A 19,575-nucleotide genomic window follows, 5' to 3' on the forward strand; every position below is an offset into this window, starting at 1 on the left:
GAGATCAAAGCGGGGCGGCTGCGGCCGCCCCGCTTCGCCGTGCGGTCAGGCGGAGTCTTCCCGGTGTTCGAGGGGTTCCTCGTGTTCGGAGTGTTCACCGTGTTCGGAGCCGAGGCGGTGCCGCCGCCGGTGCTCCTGCCAGCGCTCGACCATGCGCGGCGACTCGGCGCGCGCGAACCGGTAGAACTCCAGGGTCTCGCGGATCCGCTGCCCGCCCGGCCGCTTCGAATCGAGCATCTCGGCGCCCTCGGCGAGAAACTCCTCGTTCCGGCGGAGCAGGGGCTCACGTTGCCTGAGTATCGCCGACCAGACATCCTCGTCGTAGACCCGGTAGTGATCGACGCGTTCGCCGGGGCGGCGTTCGCGGCCGAGCAGCCCCGTCTGTACGAGGTAGCGGACGGCGCTGGAGATCGCGGCCGAGCTGACCCGAAGGCCGGCGGCGAGCTCGGCGGCGGTGTAGGTCTCGGCGTCGTCGGCGAGCACGAAGGCGAAGACGCGGGCGGCCATGCGCGGCATCCCGGTCTCGTTCAGCACGATCGCGAAGCGCTCGACGAACCGCAGCAGCGCCTCGTCGTACAGGTCTGACGGCGTCGTCACGCGGCGCCTCCGGAAGCCGATTGGGTTGGTCATCGAGTTGGGGAAGTCACGAAATCCTATCAACTCAATGAAATTCAACAGCTTCACGACAACATGAAGATCCTGGATCGGCCCGGGCCCCTCGTCCTCGTGTCTGGCCGCCCGCGGCCACGGGACGGCTAAGACCTTCCGGCATACTTTGTATTTCCGGGGCTATGGGGTGATGCCGGTGCGGGGCGCGAACGGCGATCGGCAGCGAATGCCGGAAATCCTCGACGCGGTCGAACGCGCGGAGCCGCCCACCGATCCTGAGCTGGGCCTGACCACGCGCCACGACCCTACCGACGTCCATGATCCGGGCACCGCGGACCGGCCGGGCTCCGAGGGCGACGAGATCGGCACCGCCGCGCAGCGGCCACCGCCCGGCGTCGCCCACTCCAGCGCCGTCATGGCGATCGGCACGGTCTTCTCCCGCGCCACGGGCTTCCTCCGCACGGTCACGATCACCGCGGCGCTGGGCACGGCGCTGCTCGGTGACGCCTACCGAGTAGGCGAGACGATCCCCTACACGGTCTACGAGCTCCTGCTCGGCGGCATGCTGGCCAGCGTCTTCGTGCCGTTCCTCGTCAAACGGCGCAAGCGGGACGAGGACGGGGGCGACGCGACCGAGCAGCGGCTCTTCACGGCCGTCCTGCTCGCGCTGCTCGTGCTCACGGTGGCGGCCGTCCTCTCCGCCGGCTGGCTGATCTCGTTGTACGCGGCGGAGTACGAGGGGCGGCAGCGCGACGTCACGGTGCTGCTCACCCGGCTGCTGCTGATCCAGGTCTTCTTCATCGGAGTGAGCGGCGTCAGCGGCACGCTGCTGAACGTCCGGCACCGCTTCGGCGCGGCGATGTGGGCGCCGGTCGCCAACAACCTCATCACGATGGCGGCGGCCCTGTTCTACCTGTGGCTCGCCGGGGCGGGCCGGACCGCCGAGACCGTCACCGACGGCCAGCTGACCCTGCTCGCACTGGGCTCGGCGTTCGGCACGATCGTGCAGAGCGCGATCCTCGCCTGGACACTCCGGACCGCCGGGTTCCGCTGGCGGCCGCGGCTCGACCTGCGTGGGTCGGGCTTCGGCGAGGCGGCGCGCACCGCCGTCTGGATGATGGTGTACGTGGTCGTGGTGCAGGCCGGGGTGTTCGTGACGGTGAACGTGGCGACACGGGCCGGAGACCGCGCCGCCGAGGCCGCCGGGCATCCGGTGGCGGGGAGCGGGCTCACGGTCTACCAGAACGCTCTCGTCGTCTTCCAACTGCCGTACGCGGTCATCGCCGTCTCGGTCATCACGGCCCTCCTGCCCCGGATGAGCTCCCATGTCGCCGACGGCCGCCGGGACCTCGTCCGCGCAGACCTCTCGCGGGGATTCCGCCTCGCCTGCGCGTTGCTGGTGCCCCTGTCGGCCGGCATGTTCGCCTTCGGCGTCCCCGGCGCGGTCGCGATCTTCTCCCACGGCAGCACGACCCCGGACGGCGCCCGCCGGATCGGCGTGATCCTCATGGTGTTCGCCGTGATGGTGTTGCCGTTCACGTTCCACCAGCTGCTGATGCGCGTCTTCTACGCCCTCGGTGACACCCGGACGCCCGGTTTGATCGCCGTCCCGGCCGGTATCGCCCAGGTCGTCACGGCTCTCGCTCTCCTGGAGTTCGTCCCGGCCCGCCAGGTGGTGCTCGGCCTGCCCCTCTCGTACGGCATGTTCTACGTGGTCGGCGGTCTGGGCGCGGCCCTGGTCCTCCGCCGGAGGCTGGGCGGCATGGACGGCCGCCGGATCCTGCGCACCCTGATCCTGCTGCACCTGGCCGTGCTGCCCGCCCTGGTGTTCGCGGCCGTCACCGTCCTCGCCATCAGCCAGGTTCCGGGCGAGCGGCTCTCCGCGTTCCTGGCCCTGCTCATCGGCGGGATCGGCGGAGGCCTCCTCTACGTCCTCACCGCCCGGCTCATGAAGATCGTCGAACTCGGTTACTTCTACGACCTCGTCCGCGCCCGCCTCCCCGGCCGCGGCTAGGCGGCCCGCTTGCGGGGCGCCGTCATGGCGGAATCCGGCGTGGATTGCTGGTGTTTGATAGCGGCATGACCAACTTGAGCAGCGCGGTGCTGCGCTACACGGCCTTCGCGACCGACCCCGAGGGCGGCAACCCCGCCGGGATCGTCCTGGACGCCTCCGCACTGGATGACGCGGCCATGCTCGCGATCGCGGCGGATCTGGGCTATTCGGAGAGCGCGTTCCTCACCGCGCCGCCCGAGGGCCTCGGGGAGCCGGGCAGGGCCTTCACCATCCGCTACTTCAGCCCCAAGGCTGAGGTCTCGTTCTGCGGTCACGCCACCGTCGCCACCGCGGTCGCCCTGGCAGAACGAATCGGCCCAGGTGCTCTCACGTTCGCCACTCAGGCCGGCACCGTCCCCGTAGAGGTGGTCGAGGCCGACGGCGTTCTCCAGGCGACCCTCACAAGTGTCGAGCCGCATTTGGAGGAGGTGGCCGACCTCTCCGAGGCCCTGGACATCCTGCGGTGGGGCAAGGACGATCTCGACGCGGCCTTCCCGCCCCGCATCGCGTACGCAGGGGCCCGTCACCTGGTCCTGGCCGCCGCCACCCGGGAACGGCTGGCCGACCTGGACTATGACTTCGACCGCCTCGCCGCGTACATGACCAGGTACGACCTGACCACCGTCCAGCTGGTGTGGCGCGAGTCCGAGCACGTCTTCCACGTGCGTGACCCGTTCCCCGTCGGCGGTGTGGTGGAGGACCCCGCAACCGGTGCTGCGGCGGCCGCGTTCGGCGCGTACGTGCGGGAGCTCGGCATCGTCGCCCCCGCCGCCACGCTCACGCTCCACCAGGGCGAGGACATGGGCCGCCCGGGACTTCTCACGGTGGAGCTCCGCGACGGCGACCCCCGGGTCCACGTCTCGGGCGCCGCCGTGCCGATCCCCTAAGGCGTGCCGTGTCCCTGGGGCGTGCCGATCCCCTAAGGCGTGCCGATCCCTAGGGGGCGTAGGGCGCGAGACACGCCCTACGCCCCCTAGGCACGCCAGGAACGGACGAGCTCGTCGAGCGCGGCCTGGTCGAAGTCGACGCCGCGCTCGGCGAGCAGGCCGGCGACCATCTCGCCATCGCCGTCGTGCCGGGCGAGCAGCCGGTAGACGGCATAGGGGAACCAGTGGTTCGCGCTGATCCGCCGGATCTCGGCCTCGTCACAGAGGTGGCCCTTGCTCGTGACATCGGCCAGCGTCGCCGCGACGTCGCCGTGGTGGCGTTCCAGCGCCTCGATCACCATTCCGCGCAGCGCATCCGGATCCAGCTGAGGGGCGGCTGCGTCCGGGAGAACAGCCACGTCGTGCGCCCCGTTCGCGCTGCTCACGACGACCGAAGGCGCCAGGACGGCTTCCTTGAGCGAGGCCGGAGCGGGCTGGGTGACCTTTACAGGGGTCGGCTCCGCCGCCGCGCCCACGCCGTTAACTGAGCCACTTGCGCTGTTAACTGAGCCGCCCGCGCCATTTGCCGAGTTGCCCGCGCCATTTGCTGAGCTGCTTGCGCCGTTCGCTGAGCCGCCCCTGCCGTTCGCTGGATCTTTGCCGTTGACGGACGGAGCGCTTTCGGCCTGGGGTGCCCTTGTTTCGGGCACGGTGGCCGGTTCGGCTGGCGCGCCCTCACCCGCGCTCTCGCCGGTGGCGGCTTTCTGGGGTGGTGTGGCGACGCCTGGCCCAAGGGCTGGTTCTGGACGGGCGCGCACTTGGAACAGGGGGCCGGTGTTCCGGATCGGGGTGAGGGTGACCTGATGCAGGGCCACCGCACGGATGTCCGAACTGTCGCGCTTGGGCTCAGGCTCGGGTTCCTCGTCCGCCACGTAGCGATGGAGCGTCCGCAGCAGGACGAAGAGCCCGAGCATCGAGACGATGGGCGGGACGGCGGCGGTGGCCTGGTACGAGAAGGCGCGCTCGCCGACGTGGCCGACGTTGAAGATCAGGCTGGCCGTCCAGCCCGCGAGGGCGATCGACAGCGGCAGGCCGAAGTCCAGCCAGCTCAGCAGCCTGCGGCGCTGGAGGACGAAGGCGTCGATGGCCAGCAGGAACAACCCCAGCTCGCCGACGATGATGAAGAGGTCGACGAGCAGGGGGAAGGACTCCGCCTTCCAGCCGCTGAGACCGTGTTCCAGTGCCCAGTGGTAGAGGCCGGCATAGGACTGGGCGAAGCCTCCGGCGGTCGCGGTCAGGACCGCGGCGGCCATGAACGCTATGGCTGACCAACGCGTGATGGTCTGTGCTCGGCTGTCGGCCGTCATGTGGCGTTTTCTCCCTCATTGCCTCACACAAGCTCGGGCGATCGATGGGGGAGACTACCTATTCCTGTGCCGTCTCAGGGGCCTTTCGTTATTACGACCTGCACACGGTTATCCGGGCTCGCGGGAGATTTGTATGAGAGGGGCCGGTAATTGTCTATTTTGCAATCAATTGAGCGAGATTGTGGAGTTGTTCGTCCGTGCCCGTCATGGGGTCGTTCCAGAAGACGTGGTCGGCATCCAGCGCTTCCAAATCGGTTGCGACCTGTTCGGGCGATCCGGTGAGCGGCGCGCGTTCGTCGAGGGGCTTGGCGGTGACGCTCCCGTTGACCTGGATGGCGATGGGCAGGGAGGCCGGGTCGTGACCGGCGGCCTCCGCGGTGCGGCGGAACGTGGTGATCGTCTCCCGGGTGGCGTCGAAGTCGAAGATGACGAGGGTCACCCCGGCGCCGAGCCGCGCGGCGCGTTCGACCGCGGCGGGCACGGCGGCGCCGATCAGCAGGGTGGGGCCGCCGGGCCGCACCGGCTTGGGGCCGATCTCGGACTCGGGGATCTGGTAGCGGCGACCCTCGAAGCGCACCGGGTTGGGGCCCCAGACGGCGCGCATGGCCAGGATGTGCTCCTCGAAGCCTGCGCCGCGGCGGCTCATGGGCACGCCTGCGGCGGCGAACTCCTGTTCCATCCAGCCCTGGCCGATGCCCGCGACGAGGCGGCCGCCGCTGAGCCGGTCGATCGTGGCGATCCGGCGGGCGAGGATGACGGGATTCTGGAAGAGCGAGACGAGCACGCTGGTGCCGAGTGTGACGCGGGTGGTGCGGGCCGCGACGTACGCGAGCGTGTCCAGAGGGTCGTAGACGCTGGCGAAGGCTTCGGGCGGGTCCATGACCGGGCCGCCCGGACCGCCCATGGCGATCGGGACGGTCGGCCGCAGCAGGCGTTCCCAGGTCCAGACGGAGTCGAGCCCGATCCGTTCGGCCTCTTCGGCGGTACGTGCGATGACCTCGGGCGAGGCGTCGTGTCCGGAGACGGGCAGGTGCAGACCCAGTTTCATGGCGTCCTCCTTGGCGAGATGCGCGGGATGTGCGGGATGTGTAGGGATGTGCGGAGAGGTCCGTGCAGGGATCCGCGGAGAGATCCGTGGTGGAAGAGACCTCCTGGTCGAGCGAAACTCATCGGCCGCCGCGTGGGAAGGTGTGACGGAGCGCCTACTTGAAAGCAATCACTTACTTTGGCAGGCTGGACCGCGCATCAACCCCATGCGTCACGGAAGTGAGGCCCGATGACAGCGACGGGCGCGGCCACCCGCCGCGACATGGTTCCGGAGATCCCAGAGATCGCTCGCGAGACCATCAACGGCTTCGCGCTGGGGGCCGCCAACGCCAATGTGATCATGCAGCTGTCGCGGTTGCCGATCGGCCGCGGCGTGGCCGAGAGCACGGTCGACAGCGGCCGGGTGGACCAGCACCCGGTCAAGCGGCTCCGGACGACCCTCAGCTACATCATGATCGCCATGCAGGGCACCGAGGCGGAACGCGAGGCGATGCGCCTGGAGGTCGACAAGGCCCATCGCCAGGTGCGGTCGGGGCCGGACGCCCCGGTCAAGTACAACGCGTTCAGCCGGGACCTCCAGCTGTGGGTCGCCGCCTGCCTGTTCTGGGGCACCGAGGACATCTACATCAAGCTCTACGGGCAACCCAGCGACCAGATGAGGGATGACTTCTACCGGCACGGCGCGCGGTTCGGCACCACGCTCCAGCTCCCCGACGCCATGTGGCCGGCCGACCGCGCCGCGTTCGAGGAGTACTGGCAGGACGGGCTCACGCAGCTGCGGATGGACGAGGTCACACGCAAGTACCTGCTGGACCTCACCGATATGGCCTTTCTCCCGGCTCCGGTGCGGAGGGTTCTTGGATCGTTCAACCGATTCCTGACCCTGGGGTTCCTGCCGCAGGAGTTCAGGGACGAGCTCGGCGTGACGTGGACGGACCGTGACCAGGCCCGCTTCGACACGTACGTCCGCACGACGGCCCGAGTCAACAGGGTGCTGCCGCGCCCCGTACGCCAGTTTCCCTGGAACGTTTACCTCTGGGACGTCCGCCGACGTATCCGCAAGGGCCGCCCGATCGTCTGAGCCGCCGGGCGTCCGGCATGTCCGACCTGCTCAGCTTGCTCGCTGAACGGACGCCGGGCGCTGGACGGGTGCCGGGCGCTTGAGGGCACTGCCCGCCACCCACCGGCTCCACGGAAGTTGCCAGAAGCCCCAGCCGTTGGTCCACTCCAAGGGCCGGTCGGTGCCGCTCACGGTGATGACGTCGCCGCGCAGCGACTGGGCGTAGAACCACCGGGCGAACGGCGGAGGGGCGTTCACGCATCCGTGGCTCACGTTCTCGCGTCCCTGCGAGGCGATCGACCACGGCGCCGAGTGCACGTACTCGCCGCTGCTGGAGATCTGCACCGCGTGGCGCACCTTGAGCTTGTAGTAGCGCGGATCCTTCGGGTCGGTAACGCGCATCCACCCTGACGTCATGACGACCGGGTCACCCTTGCTCATCGCCAGATGCACTCCGCTGGTGGTGGTGTACGCGCGCCGCCCACCCTTGCCCGCGCTGATGCCGGCCTTGCGCACGACCACACCGTTAACGCGTACGGACATGCGGTGCCTTCGTACATCGACGGTGCTGATGCGGGCTGCGCCCACGTGGAACCCGCTGGTGTACGGGCCGCCCGTCGTGGAGGCGGCCCCGTACACCCCCGGTGCGGCGCGTACGCCGGTCGTGTGCGCGACCAGGGTGACCCGCTGGCCGGCGGGCCAGTAGCGGCGCGGCCTGAAGACGACCTGCCGCCCGCTGACCCAGTTCCAGGCACCCGTCACGCGCCTGCTCATCCGGAGTTCGAGGGACCGTTCGACGGCGGCCCGGTCGGTGATCATCCGGTCGAACGTGACGATGAGCGGCATGCCGACGCCGACCTGCTCGCCGGATCGGGGCGTGACGTCGGTGATCGTGAAGGTGGCGTCCGGGCGCAGCGTGCGGAACCGGCTGACCGCCGTCGTGGGCTGGCCCGTGTCGTCCGTTCCAATGGTGGTGACGGTGTAGGCGGTGCCGGGACGGAGCGCCCAGCGCGTCCGCCACGTTCGCCTGTCGCGGGACAGCTTGCCGGGTTCGGCCGTCCGGGTGCCCTTGGCACGGACGACGACCTTGCCGAGCGTGCCGCGGTCGGCGGTGACGGTGACGCCCCGTTCAGGCCGCGCCTGCCGCGCGCCGTCGACCGGCGCGATCCGGATCGTGTCCGGCCGCCGTGTAGGGGCCTGGGCGTCGTCGGGCGCGAGCGCCGGCGGGGGACCGGGGCGTTCTCGGCCGACCCCGCATGCCACGAGTGAGACACCCGCGGCGGTGAGTGCCACTGTGCCTGCCGCGGCGACCGCGGCGAGGCGCCGCCGCCCGGATTTCCGCTGGCTGTGCCTGCGACGCATCGAGTTCCTCGCTACGTGATAGCTCGATTACCGACTGTGACTACTCCTGGCAAAGTAGACGTCCGCAGGTCGCCGCGTGGCGGGCTTGGGAAATTGAGATGTCTCGATTGGGCGTCACAGGATCGCCCTGGTAGGGGCACCCGTTCTGGGGCCTGATCCCTGCGGGTACGGTCGGCGACCATGACCGTGATGCGTTCGCTCGTGCTGTTCGCGCTGGCGGCCCTGGCCGAGATCGGTGGCGCCTGGCTGGTCTGGCAGGGGGTGCGCGAGCACCGCGGCGTGTGGTTCGTCGCCGCGGGAGTGCTGGCGCTCGGCGCCTACGGTTTCGTCGCGACCTTCCAGCCGGACGCGAACTTCGGCCGCGTCCTCGCCGCGTACGGCGGTGTCTTCGTCGCGGGCTCGCTGGCCTGGGGGATGGTGGTGGACGGTTTCCGGCCCGACCGCGGGGACGTCGCAGGCGCCGCCATATGCCTGCTCGGGGTTCTTGTGATCATGTACGCGCCGCGCGGCTGATGCTCCTCACATCCCGTGATGTGCGAGGTAAACGGACTTGGGATGATTCGTTCATTGCCGGGCGGTTCGTTTAGCTTGGGGATGCCTTAGTCTTCGAATCATGGACGAGGTGCAGGCGGACCCGTCACCCGAGACCGGTGGCGGTTCCGAGCCCGAGCAACAGCGCGGTGGCCTGCGGCGTTTCCTGCGCCGTATGGCGTCGAGCAAGGCCGAGCTGGAGGCGGAAGACCTCCAGAAGACCTCCGGTGAGGAGGGGGCGACCCCCATCACGGCCTGCGCCGCTCGCAAGCGGCACTGCGTCGCGGGTACGCTACGGACCGTGACCCTGCGTCCGCGGGGTGGAGCGCCGGCCCTGGAGGCCGAGCTCTCCGACGGCACCGACGTGATCAACCTGGTGTGGCTGGGCCGGCGCAAGATCGCCGGGATCGACCCGGGCCGCCGGCTGCGCGCCGAGGGCCTGGTGAGCGTGCAGGACGGGCGCAAGGTCATGTTCAACCCCCGCTACGAGCTGCGTGGCGGCTCCTGACACGATGCCTTCACGGCGCGCGGCGGGGGTGGGGGACCGATGCGGCGCGAGAGGCCTCAGGTGAGAGAACTGGAGACGAACGGCGTGGGCGCTGAGACTGATCGATCGGCGGCCGGCGAGTTCGCCGACGTGACGGAGGCCGGAGTCGGCGACGACGCCGAGCCCCAGGGCGACGGCGGTGTCGGCACCAAGGCCGGTGTCGGCACCAAGGCCGGTGTCGGCGCCAAGGCCGGTGACGGCTCGGAGACCGAGACTGGCGACGATGCGCCTGCGGATGCCCACGAGACGGTTGAGGCCGCGGTCCGGGCGCAGTTGTCCAAGGCCCTGGGCGGGGTACGCGGAGTCATCGAGGCGGCCGTGCCGACGGCGGGCTTCACGCTCTCGTACGTCATCAGTGACCAGCTCAAGCTCTCGCTGATCATCGCTGTCGCCGCCGCCGTGGTGCTGCTGGCCGTCCGGGTGGCGCAGAAGTCCAACCCGCAGTTCGTGATCAACAGTCTGTTCGGCATCGCGATCGCCGCGTTCTTCGCCATGCGCTCCGGCAAGGCCGAGGACGCCTTCCTGCCCGGCATCCTCTACAACTCGGGCTACGCGGTCGCCATGATCTTTTCGATCGTGGTCCGCTGGCCGGTGGTGGGCTTCATCATCGGCTCGGTCACCGGCGACCCGACCGCCTGGCGCAACGACCCGGGGATCGTCAAGCTCTGCTCCCGCCTCACCTGGCTGCTCGTCCTGCCGTGCATCGTGCGCGTGGTGGTCCAGTACCCCCTCTACCTGGCCGGTCAGGTCGGCTGGCTGGGCGCCAGCAAGATCTTCATGGGCTGGCCACTCCAGGTCGCCGCGTTCGCCGGCATGGCCTGGCTCCTCGCCCGGGGCCGGACGCCGATCGGCGCGGCGCGCACCTCCGCTCCCGCCTCCTAAACGGCCACTAATGGCCGCGCCGGGCCGCTGATAAAGCCTTTCTCAGGCGCATACAACGCGTTAAAGTCTTATCAGGTGTGCCGGGAAGTCTGGTCGGCAAAGCTTTTCAGCTGCGACCAGGAGACCCGATGAGACCACTCACAGGAGCAGCGGCGCCAGTTTGCCGCGTTTCGTCTCCCTCCACGCTCCCCTGCAGAGGGGACCCTCCCGATCGTCTGGCGTGACGGCCGTTCTGGCCGTCCCCCTCTCCTTACATTTCATCGGCCGATGTGTGTCCGCACACCGGTTGAATCACCATGCGGTTTATTGTTCCACGCATTTTCGAGGGCGTTTTTTGATGCCCTGAAGAGAGCGGTGTTTTTGACGTGAAAACGTTGGAGCGGTGCGCGGGGCCGGCCTGCCGGGGCACGATCGACGAGGGCTACTGCGACGTCTGTGGCGCCGTAGCGGCTTCGGCGAGACCTCCGGCTCCGGTGGCCTCCGGGGTCTCCGCCCCGTGGCGCCGGGGATGGCGGGGTTCGGGGCGGGCAGGTCAGGCCGCTGAAGGGGAGGGCGCTGAAGGGGAGGGCGCCGCCCAGCGCGGACCGGGGTCGCCGTACGTTCCCTCCCAGGATCCGGCGGCCGTCGTGATGACCGACCCGGAGGTCCCAGAGGGCAAGCGGCACTGCAGCCGGTGTGACATGCCGGTGGGCCGGGCCTCGGCCGACCGGCCGGGCCGGACCGAAGGATTCTGCCCGCAGTGCGGGAAGGCGTACTCGTTCACGCCCAAGCTGCAGCCCGGCGACATGGTCGCCGCGCAGTACGAGGTGCTGGGTTGCCTGGCGCACGGGGGTCTCGGCTGGATCTACCTGGCCGTCGACAGGAGCGTCAGCGACCGCTGGGTCGTGCTCAAGGGGCTGCTGGACTCCGGCGACGCCGACGCGATGCACGCCGCCGTCGCCGAACGCGGCTTCCTGGCCGCCGTGCAGCACCCCAACATCGTTGAGATCTACAACTTCGTGGAGCACTTCGGCGCCGGCTACATCGTCATGGAGTACGTGGACGGCCGCTCGCTGAAGAACCTCGTTCTGGAGCGCCGCGCGACCACCGGCGAGTCGCTGCCACTGGCCGAGGTGCTCACCCACGGCCTCGACGTCCTCCGGGCGTTCGGCCACCTCCATGACCAGGGCCTGCTCTACTGCGATTTCAAGCCCGACAACGCCCTGCGGACCGCGGACCGGCTCCGCCTCATCGATCTCGGCGGCGTCCGGCACATCGACGACGAACACAGCCCGATCTTCGGGACGACCGGATTCCAGGCGCCCGAGATCGCCGAGTCCGGGCCCTCCATCGGGTCGGACCTCTACACCGTCGCCCGGACCATGGCCGTGCTGAGCTTCGAGTTCCAGGGGTACACCGGCCGGTACAGATACTCCCTGCCGGACCGGGACAAAGTGCCGCTGCTGACGCGGTACGAGTCGTTCGACCGACTCCTGCGCAGGGCGACCCACGGAGACCGGCGCGAACGGTTCGCCTCCGCGGCTGAGATGGCCGAGCAGGTCACCGGGGTGCTGCGCGAGGTACTGGCCGCCGAGGACGGCCGGCCGCGACCGGCCCGGTCGTCCCTCTTCGAGGAGGAGACCCGCGCCGCGGGCACGCGCGGCGGTCTCCGCCCGGCGCCGGACGAGATGGCCGTCACGCTGCCATGGCCGCGCGTCGACCCGGGTGATCAGGCTGCCGACCACCTCGCCGGGCTGGATGAGATCGGCCCGGCCGAGGTCATCCGGGAGCTGGCCGGCCTGCCGGTCGACTCGGTGGAGGTCGGGCTCCGCCGGGCACGCGCGCACCTCGAACTGGGTGAGCTCGCCACGGCCCGGTCGACGCTGGCCAGTCATCCCGCGGACTGGCGTACGGCCTGGTATCTCGGACTCGTCGCGCTGGCCGACGACGACCCCGACGCCGCGTCCCGCGCGTTCGACCAGGTCTACGGATGGTTGCCGGGGGAGACGGCGCCCAAGCTGGCGCTGGCCTACTGCGCGGAGCTGAAGGACGACCTGGAGACGGCGAGGGTTTACCACCTGCGGGTCTGGCGGACCGAACGCGCCCATGCCGGGGCGGTGTTCGGGTTGGCGCGCGTCCAGGTCGCCCAAGGTGACCGGGCGGGTGCCGTCGACGTGCTGGCATCGGTGCCCCGGACCTTCAGCTGCCATGTCGACGCCCAGGTCTGCGCCATACTCGCCGCGCTGCGCGGTCGCGAGCCCGATGACCTCCCGCTGGTCGAACTGCTGGCCGCGGCCGGGCGCCTCGATCTCCTCGATCTGTCGGCCGAACGCCGTAACCGGCTGGCGGCGCTGGTCCTGGAGGCGGCGCTCGGGCAGGTGCTGGCCGGGCGCCCGGTGGCGCTCGACCCCCGGCATGGAGCCCTCCGCCGCTCGCACGCCGCTCTGATCATGGCGGGCGAAGAGGCCCTAGGCGCCGTACTGGACGAGCGTGACCTGCGGCTCGCGCTGGAGCACACCTACCGGGACCTGGCCGGGACGGCGGACGGTCCGGCCGAACGGCGCACGTTGATCGACTGTGCCAATGCCGTACGGCCGAGGTCGCTGACATGACGCCCGCCGGCAGTAGGGTCCGGACGCCCGTCAGCAGTACGGGCCGGACGCCCGTCGGCAGCAGGGGCCGGAAGGCCGTCGGCAGTACGGGCCGGACGCCCGTCATCACATCCTCCGATCCGGACGCCGTCGGCCTGCCGGCGCAAGCCCCGGCGCGGACACCCGCCGCACGGCGGCCGCGTAGCTGGAGCACCCCGGCGCGGATCCGCGGCCTGGCCTTCCTGGCCATGGTGCTGGCAGCGGCGTCGGGCCTCGGCGCCATTGTCGGAACGGCCGAACTCCGCCGCGGCTTCAGGGAGATCGGCCACAGGACGGGCCCGCAGGTCGTGGCCACATCCGACCTGTACTTCGTGCTCAACGACATGGACGCCCAGGTGGCCACCGTGCTCCTGGCCGGCGGCGAGACCGGCCTGGGCGTCGAGCGGGCGCGGGCACTGCAGATCTACGAACAGCGCCGTTCCCAGGCCTCCCGGAATCTGCAGCAGGCCGCGGCGGCAGCCGGGAACGCCCCGGAGGCGGCGGCGACGCTGCGCCGGCTGCTGGACGGGTTCGGCCGTTACCAGGCCCTCGTGGCCGAGACGATCTTGCTCGACGGGCGGCGGCCGCACGCCGCCGGGCAGCCGCCGGACGACGCGCTGGCCCGCTACCGGCAGGCAACCGATCTCATGAACGACTCGGTGCTCGTCGAGGCGGAGAGGCTCACCCGCGAGAACGGCCGCCGTCTGGACCAGACCTACGACCACGAGAGCACGCTGCTGGCGTCGATGACCGGTGTCTCGATGGTCCTGGGGCTGTTGCTGCTCGGCGTCCTCGCCACACTGCAGGTGCTGCTGGCTCAGCGGCTGCGGCGTACCTTCAACCCGGCCCTGGCCCTTGCGACGCTGGCCGCACTGGCGTTCACCTCCCTGAGCATCGGGCTCTGCTCCGAGGAGAAGCACCACCTGGCCGTGGCCAAAAAGGACGCCCTCGACTCGGTGATCGCGCTCTCCCGGGCCCGGGCGATCGGCTACGCCGCCAAAGCGGACGAGCGCCGCCACATCGTCGATCCGGCCCGGCGGGTCCAGTACGAGCAGGGTTTCCTGGACAGATCCCAGCAACTCGCCGAGCTCGGCGGGGCGACGATCGAGAGCTACGACGCCCTGTTCGCCGAGGCCTGGCGGAGGTACGAGTCGGCCGGCGTGATCACCTTCGGTGGCGTCCTCGGCGCGGCGATGAACAACATCACCTTCCCCGGTGAGCGGGAACGGGCCGAGGACACCATGCGCAAACTCCGGTCGTACCAGGCCTACGACCGCATGATGCGGGCCAAGGTGCAGGCCGGACCGCTTCGCGAAGCGGTCCGGTTCACCACCGGCGACCAGCCGGGCGACGCAGGCCATGCCTTCGACGAGTACGACAGGGCCCTGGAAGCCTTCCTCGCCCTGAACCAGCGGCACTTCGACCGGTCCATCACCGACGCCGAGGAGGCCCTGTCCGGCTGGACGGTCCTCCCGCCCGCCGCCATGGCCGTGCTGATCGCCCTCGTATACACCGGCGTCCGGCCCCGCCTCGCCGAATATCGCTGAGGCCGGCGGCCTGTCAGTTGGCGCTGAGGAGGTCGGCCAGATCGTCCTCCACGTCCTGGCTAGCCACGAACATGAGCTCGTCGCCGGGCTCCAGGGTGTCGTCGCCCGTGGGGACCAGGACTCGGCCCTCGCGCAGGATGGCCACGAGGGCGGTGTCGCGGGGCCAGTTGATCGATGCCACCCGTTCACCGCCCAGGGGCGCGTCCTCGGGCAGGGTGAGCTCGACCAGGTTGGCCTCGCCCTGCCGGAACGTCATCAGCCGCACCAGATCACCGACGCTGACGGCCTCTTCGACCAGGGCGGACAGGAGACGCGGGGTCGACACGGCCACATCGACGCCCCACGACTCGTTGAAGAGCCACTCGTTCTTGGGGTGGTTGATGCGGGCCACCACGCGCGGCACGCCGTACTCGGTCTTGGCCAGCAGCGAGACGACCAGGTTGACCTTGTCGTCGCCGGAGGAGGCGACGACGACCTGGCAACGCTCCAGTGCGGCGTCGTCCAGCGAGGCGATCTCGCAGGCGTCGGCCAGCAGCCACTCCGCGCGCGGGACCATCTCGACCTTGATGGCCTTGGGGCTCTTGTCGATGAGGAGCACCTCGTGGCCGTTCTCCAGCAGTTCCTGGGCGATGGAACGGCCGACGGCACCGGCCCCGGCGATCGCGACCCGCATCAGTGGTTCTCCTCGATCCTGGTGGCCACGGCGGTGTGGATGCGCTCCACGTCGTCGGCGCGGGCCATGATGTGCACGACGTCGCCGTCCTGGATGACCGAGTCGGCGTGCGGCACGAGGGCCTCGCCCATGCGCGACAGGAACGCCACGCGGGTGCCTGCGGCCTCCTCCAGGCGGGCGACCTTCTCGCCCACCCAGATCGAGCCGGTCTCCAGCTCGGCGAGCACGACCTCGCCGGTGGGGTCGCGCCACAGCGGCTCGGCGCCCTCGGGGAGCAGGCGCCGCAGGATCTGGTCGGCCGTCCAGCGGACGGTGGCGACCGTGGGGATGCCCAGGCGCTGGTAGACCTCGGCGCGGCGGGGGTCGTAGATGCGGGCGACCACGTTGTCGACGCCGAATGTCTCACGCGCGACCCGGGCGGAGATGATGTTGGAGTTGTCGCCGCTGCTCACGGCCACGAAAGCGGACGCCTGCTCGATGCCGGCTTCGGCGATGACGTCCCGGTCGAACCCGAACCCGGTGATGCGGCGGCCCTTGAACCCGCCGCGGAGCCGGCGGAAGGCCTCGGGGCTCTGGTCGATGATGGCCACCGAATGGCCCTTGTCCTCAAGGATGTGGGCGAGTGTCGAGCCGACACGCCCACAACCCATGATCACGATATGCACGGCCAATCCTTCTCTCGACCAAGCCCGAGGATGTCTGCCTAAGATCCCTTGCCGGGCTGCAAAACTACACATCCGCCCAGGCAAGTACTACCCAAGCGGCAACGACTCCAGCCTTCAGGAGGTTTCCGCCGGCAGAAGATCGACGGTTGGGCGGGATGCCCGCGTGGGACGGGTGGGGGCGTAAACGGAGCGTTAATGCGAAGGGCTAGAGTCTCGTTCCGTGTCGAAGGCTTCGGACCTCGTGAAACGGCTTCTGCTCGGCCGCGCGCTGCGCAGCGCCCAGCAGCACGAGCAACTCCTCCCCAAACGGATCGCGCTCCCGGTCTTCGCCAGCGACGCACTGTCGTCGGTCGCGTACGCGCCGCAAGAGATCTTGATCACGCTCGGCATCGCCGGGCTGGCCGCCTACCAGTACACGCCGTGGGTCGCGGCGGCCGTCGTGGTGATCCTGCTGACCGTCGTCGCCTCGTACCGGCAGAACGTCCGCGCCTACCAGAGCGGCGGCGGCGACTTCGAGGTCGCGACCGAGAACCTGGGCGGCAACTGGGGCGTGGTCGTGGCCAGCGCCCTGCTGGTCGACTACGTCCTCACCGTGGCCGTGTCGATCTCCTCGGCGGCCGACAACCTGGGTGCCTTCGTGGGTTTCGTGGGGGAGCACAAGGTCGCGTCCGCCATCGCGATGGTGGTCATCCTGACCGTCCTCAACCTGCGTGGCCTGAAGGAGGCCGGCACCGCCTTCGCGATCCCGACCTATCTCTTCATGTTCGGCATCTTCAGCATGCTGGTCTGGGGATTCACCCGCATGGCCTTCGGCGCGGAGCTGAAGGCCGAGACCGCCGGCCTGGAGGTGCACGGCGAGGAGATGGGGGTCGGCGGCATCGCGCTGGCCTTCCTGATGATGCGCGCGTTCGCCTCCGGCTGCGCGGCGCTGACGGGTGTCGAGGCGATCAGCAACGGTGTGCCGGCGTTCAAGAAGCCCAAGGGCCAGAACGCGGCGACCACCCTGCTCATGCTCGGTGTCATCGCCATGACGATGTTCGGCGGTGTCACCGCCTTGGCCTACATCACCGATGCCAAGTTCGGTGACCCCGCGCATGGCAGCACGTTGATCGACCCGAAGACAGGCCAGGACGTCTCGGAGCAGGACCCGGTCGTGGCCCAGGTGGCCCACACGGTGTTCAGCAACTTCACGCCGATGTTCGGCTTCGTGACGCTGATGACCGCCCTGATCCTGGTGCTGGCCGCCAACACCGCGTACAACGGCTTCCCGGTGCTCGGCTCGGTGCTGGCCCAGAACCGCTACCTGCCCCGCCAGCTGCACACCCGGGGCGACCGGCTGGCCTTCAGCAACGGAATCATCATTCTCGCCGCGGCGGCCGGGGCGCTGATCTACGCGTACGGGGCGGACGTCTCCAAGCTGATCCAGCTCTACATCGTGGGCGTGTTCGTCTCGTTCACCGTCAGCCAGACCGGCATGGTCCGGCACTGGAACCGGCTGCTCAAGACCGAGAACGATCCGGCACGGCGGCGGGAGATGCACCGGGCCCGGGCGATCAACGCGTTCGGCCTGTTCATGACCGGCACGGTCCTGATCGTCGTGCTGGTGACCAAGTTCACGCACGGCGCGTACATCGTCTGCATCGCGATGCCGATCCTCTATCTGCTGATGAAGGGCATCCGGCGGCACTACGACCGGGTCGCCGAGGAGCTGGTGCCGTCCGGTGAGGACGTGGCGCTGCCCGCCCGCAACCACGGCATCGTCCTCGTCTCCAAGATCCACAAGCCGACGCTGCGGGCGCTGGCGTACGCGCGGGCGACCCGGCCGTCCACCCTGGAGGCGGTCACGGTCGCCGTGGACGCCGAGGAGTCCCAGCGGCTCCAGCACGAGTGGGACGCCCTCGACGTGCCGGTGGCGCTCAAGATCCTCGACTCCCCGTACCGGGAGATCACCCGGCCGGTCCTCGACTACGTCAAGGGTGTGCGCCGCAAGAGCCCGCGCGACGTGGTGACCGTCTTCATCCCCGAGTACGTGGTGGGCCACTGGTGGGAGCACCTGCTGCACAACCAGAGCGCCCTGCGGCTCAAGGGCAGGCTGCTCTTCCAGCCCGGCGTGATGGTCACCAGCGTGGCCTGGCAGCTGCAGTCCTCCGACCGCCTCAAGGGCCGCGTGGAGCCGCTCGGCCCGGGCGCGTCCCGCCGGCCACCGCGCCTGACCCTCGAAGATGAGGAAGCACGCGCTGGTGGCGGTATCGTTTCGGAACGTGACTGATCCCGGATCTGAAGACGAGTACCTCGAGCTGGAGGTCGGCAACGTCGCCAACGGCGGCTTCTGCGTGGCGCGCCACGAGGGGCGGGTGGTGTTCGTGCGGCACGCCCTGCCAGGCGAGCGGGTCCGGGCCCGGATCACCGACCGCACCAAGAACTTCCTGCGCGCCGACGCGATCGAGATCATCGAGCCGTCGCAGGACCGGGTCGAGCCGCCCTGCCCGTTCGCCGGCCCCGGCCGTTGCGGCGGCTGCGACTGGCAGCACGCCTCGCTGCCCGCCCAGCGGCGGCTGAAGGCGGCCGTGGTCGAGGAGCAGCTCGAACGCGTCGCCGGGATCACCCGTTCCGTCCTGGTCGAGGAGGTCCCGCAGCCGGTCGAGGACGAGGCGTACGTCCGCGGTCCGGGCCTGGGCTGGCGCACCCGCGTGCAGTTCACGGTGTCCGAGGGGGCCGTCGGCCTCCGCAAGCATCGTTCCCACGACATCGAGCCGGTCGACGAGTGCCTGATCGCCCACCCGGGCGTGGAGTTGATGGGCATCGAGCGGCACCGCTGGCCCGGCGCGTCCTCGGTCGAGGGCATCGTCTCGGCCTCCACCGGCGACCGCCTGGTCATCCTCCGTGAACGCGGCCGCAAACGTGCCCGCGTGCCCCGGCTCGAAGTGCCCGTCCGCCTGGTCCGGGGCAAGCCCGAGCCCGGCAAGTCCCTGCCCTACGTCCGCGAAGAGGTCTCGGGCCGGATGTTCCAGGTCAGCGGCAGCGGCTTCTGGCAGGTGCACCCGGGGGCCGCCAAGCTGCTGTCCGACGCGGTGCTGGAGGCGCTGGAGCCCAAGCCGGGCGAGATCGCGCTCGACCTCTACTGCGGCGTCGGGCTCTTCGCCGCGGGCCTGGCCGAACGGGTGGGCCGGGACGGCCTCGTCGTCGGCATCGAGTCCGACGCCCAGGCCGTCCGCGACGCCAAGTTCAACCTCCGCGATCTGTCCAACGTCTCCATCGAGCGCGGTCCGGTCGAGCAGGTCCTGGGCGACCTGGAGTTCGGCCGTGCCGACGGCTCCGACCGCACGCAGAGCAAGCGCGGTGGGACCGGTCACCAGGGTGGAGCGCGGGTGCGCGGCGCGGACATCGTCGTCCTCGACCCGCCCCGTTCCGGCGCGGGCAAGGAAGTCGTGGACCGCATCGCCAAGCTCGCCGGCCGCAAGATCGCCTACGTCTCCTGCGACCCCGCCACGCTGGCCCGCGACCTGGCCTACTTCAGCGAACGCGGCTGGACACTAGAGACGCTCCGTGCATTTGACGCATTTCCCATGACACAGCACGTGGAATGCATGGCGACGCTCGTTCGGGGCTAGGGCGGAGCGAGGCGCTAGGTGTATTCGGCCAGGACGTTGGTGGCGGGCCGGTAGGAGTTGACGTAGGGAGAGCCCCCCGGGTGGGGTGTGGGTTGTCTAGGTCCACATCCACCGGGAGGCTCTCGTGTCTCACCGTAACGCCCGCA

Annotated in this window: 16 protein-coding genes; 10 read left to right on the plus strand and 6 right to left on the minus strand. The window is 70.0% G+C overall.

Features of this window, described 5'->3' with window-relative positions; all coding sequences use genetic code 11:
• Positions 1-45: 45 nt before the first annotated feature.
• Positions 46-597 carry a GbsR/MarR family transcriptional regulator gene (locus tag ACH34W_RS25295; protein WP_395963501.1) on the minus strand — a complete coding sequence of 184 codons (552 nt, stop codon included), beginning with the start codon at positions 595-597 and terminating at the stop codon, positions 46-48.
• 202 nt (positions 598-799) lie between these two features.
• Here ACH34W_RS25295 and murJ point away from each other — a divergent pair, with 202 nt between their 5' ends.
• The gene (gene murJ / locus ACH34W_RS25300) at positions 800-2,623 is read left to right on the plus strand and encodes a murein biosynthesis integral membrane protein MurJ (RefSeq protein WP_395963502.1); all 1,824 of its coding nucleotides are present in this window, start codon (positions 800-802) and stop codon (positions 2,621-2,623) included.
• A gap of 65 nt (positions 2,624-2,688) precedes the next feature.
• Positions 2,689-3,549: a PhzF family phenazine biosynthesis protein gene (locus ACH34W_RS25305; protein ID WP_395963503.1), complete on the plus strand. Its 861-nt coding sequence runs from the start codon at positions 2,689-2,691 to the stop codon at positions 3,547-3,549.
• A gap of 86 nt (positions 3,550-3,635) precedes the next feature.
• Here the strand turns inward: ACH34W_RS25305 and ACH34W_RS25310 are convergent, their stop codons facing one another.
• The gene (locus ACH34W_RS25310; protein ID WP_395963504.1) at positions 3,636-4,895 is read right to left on the minus strand and encodes a DUF2637 domain-containing protein; all 1,260 of its coding nucleotides are present in this window, start codon (positions 4,893-4,895) and stop codon (positions 3,636-3,638) included.
• Positions 4,896-5,049: 154 nt separating this feature from the next.
• On the minus strand, positions 5,050-5,943 hold the full coding sequence (locus tag ACH34W_RS25315) for a TIGR03619 family F420-dependent LLM class oxidoreductase (protein ID WP_395963505.1): 894 nt from the start codon (positions 5,941-5,943) through the stop codon (positions 5,050-5,052).
• A 228-nt stretch (positions 5,944-6,171) separates the two neighbouring features.
• On the opposite strand from ACH34W_RS25315, the gene ACH34W_RS25320 reads away from it, so the two are divergent.
• A complete protein-coding gene (locus tag ACH34W_RS25320; protein ID WP_395963506.1) occupies positions 6,172-7,023 on the plus strand; it encodes an oxygenase MpaB family protein in 852 nt (283 codons plus the stop codon).
• 30 nt (positions 7,024-7,053) lie between these two features.
• Here the strand turns inward: ACH34W_RS25320 and ACH34W_RS25325 are convergent, their stop codons facing one another.
• Positions 7,054-8,364 carry an Ig-like domain-containing protein gene (locus tag ACH34W_RS25325; RefSeq protein WP_395963507.1) on the minus strand — a complete coding sequence of 437 codons (1,311 nt, stop codon included), beginning with the start codon at positions 8,362-8,364 and terminating at the stop codon, positions 7,054-7,056.
• Between the two features lie 180 nt (positions 8,365-8,544).
• Between ACH34W_RS25325 and ACH34W_RS25330 the strand changes: the two genes are divergently transcribed.
• The 5 genes from ACH34W_RS25330 (at position 8,545) to ACH34W_RS25350 (ending at position 14,480) form a co-directional block, all read left to right on the plus strand.
• Entirely contained in the window at positions 8,545-8,877 is a 333-nt protein-coding gene (locus ACH34W_RS25330; protein ID WP_395963508.1) for a YnfA family protein, read from the plus strand.
• 100 nt (positions 8,878-8,977) lie between these two features.
• Complete coding sequence (locus ACH34W_RS25335) at positions 8,978-9,403, plus strand: OB-fold nucleic acid binding domain-containing protein (RefSeq protein ID WP_395963510.1); 426 nt, start codon at positions 8,978-8,980, stop codon at positions 9,401-9,403.
• 129 nt (positions 9,404-9,532) lie between these two features.
• On the plus strand, positions 9,533-10,324 hold the full coding sequence (locus tag ACH34W_RS25340; RefSeq protein WP_395963529.1) for a DUF3159 domain-containing protein: 792 nt from the start codon (positions 9,533-9,535) through the stop codon (positions 10,322-10,324).
• Between the two features lie 365 nt (positions 10,325-10,689).
• Positions 10,690-12,915, plus strand: a complete 2,226-nt coding sequence (locus ACH34W_RS25345) for a tetratricopeptide repeat protein (protein WP_395963512.1) — start codon at positions 10,690-10,692, stop codon at positions 12,913-12,915.
• A complete protein-coding gene (locus tag ACH34W_RS25350; protein ID WP_395963513.1) occupies positions 12,912-14,480 on the plus strand; it encodes a hypothetical protein in 1,569 nt (522 codons plus the stop codon). Before ACH34W_RS25345 ends, ACH34W_RS25350 begins: the two co-directional genes overlap by 4 nt.
• 13 nt (positions 14,481-14,493) lie before the next feature.
• On the opposite strand, the gene ACH34W_RS25355 is transcribed toward ACH34W_RS25350, so the two are convergent.
• Together ACH34W_RS25355 and ACH34W_RS25360 are read right to left on the minus strand one after the other, a co-directional pair.
• On the minus strand, positions 14,494-15,153 hold the full coding sequence (locus tag ACH34W_RS25355; RefSeq protein WP_395963514.1) for a potassium channel family protein: 660 nt from the start codon (positions 15,151-15,153) through the stop codon (positions 14,494-14,496).
• Positions 15,153-15,818: a potassium channel family protein gene (locus ACH34W_RS25360; RefSeq protein ID WP_395963515.1), complete on the minus strand. Its 666-nt coding sequence runs from the start codon at positions 15,816-15,818 to the stop codon at positions 15,153-15,155. Before ACH34W_RS25360 ends, ACH34W_RS25355 begins: the two co-directional genes overlap by 1 nt.
• A 220-nt stretch (positions 15,819-16,038) precedes the next feature.
• Between ACH34W_RS25360 and ACH34W_RS25365 the strand changes: the two genes are divergently transcribed.
• Complete coding sequence (locus tag ACH34W_RS25365) at positions 16,039-18,087, plus strand: APC family permease (protein ID WP_395963516.1); 2,049 nt, start codon at positions 16,039-16,041, stop codon at positions 18,085-18,087.
• The gene (locus ACH34W_RS25370) at positions 18,080-19,429 is read left to right on the plus strand and encodes a class I SAM-dependent RNA methyltransferase (RefSeq protein ID WP_395963517.1); all 1,350 of its coding nucleotides are present in this window, start codon (positions 18,080-18,082) and stop codon (positions 19,427-19,429) included. Before ACH34W_RS25365 ends, ACH34W_RS25370 begins: the two co-directional genes overlap by 8 nt.
• Positions 19,430-19,575 lie beyond the last annotated feature (146 nt).

The sequence above is a fragment of the Actinomadura sp. 6N118 genome, assembly GCF_044326415.1.
Taxonomy (GTDB): Bacteria; Actinomycetota; Actinomycetes; order Streptosporangiales; family Streptosporangiaceae; genus Spirillospora.

Excerpts from the sequence above, each read along its gene's own strand:
- murJ (WP_395963502.1), top strand. The coding sequence starts at position 800 with ATGCCGGTGCGGGGCGCGAACGGCGATCGGCAGCGAATGCCGGAAATC.
- ACH34W_RS25305 (WP_395963503.1), top strand. The coding sequence starts at position 2,689 with ATGACCAACTTGAGCAGCGCGGTGCTGCGCTACACGGCCTTCGCGACC.
- ACH34W_RS25320 (WP_395963506.1), top strand. The coding sequence starts at position 6,172 with ATGACAGCGACGGGCGCGGCCACCCGCCGCGACATGGTTCCGGAGATC.
- ACH34W_RS25355 (WP_395963514.1), bottom strand. The coding sequence starts at position 15,153 with ATGCGGGTCGCGATCGCCGGGGCCGGTGCCGTCGGCCGTTCCATCGCC.
- ACH34W_RS25350 (WP_395963513.1), top strand. The coding sequence starts at position 12,912 with ATGACGCCCGCCGGCAGTAGGGTCCGGACGCCCGTCAGCAGTACGGGC.
- ACH34W_RS25330 (WP_395963508.1), top strand. The coding sequence starts at position 8,545 with ATGACCGTGATGCGTTCGCTCGTGCTGTTCGCGCTGGCGGCCCTGGCC.
- ACH34W_RS25315 (WP_395963505.1), bottom strand. The coding sequence starts at position 5,943 with ATGAAACTGGGTCTGCACCTGCCCGTCTCCGGACACGACGCCTCGCCC.
- ACH34W_RS25335 (WP_395963510.1), top strand. The coding sequence starts at position 8,978 with ATGGACGAGGTGCAGGCGGACCCGTCACCCGAGACCGGTGGCGGTTCC.
- ACH34W_RS25325 (WP_395963507.1), bottom strand. The coding sequence starts at position 8,364 with ATGCGTCGCAGGCACAGCCAGCGGAAATCCGGGCGGCGGCGCCTCGCC.
- ACH34W_RS25310 (WP_395963504.1), bottom strand. The coding sequence starts at position 4,895 with ATGACGGCCGACAGCCGAGCACAGACCATCACGCGTTGGTCAGCCATA.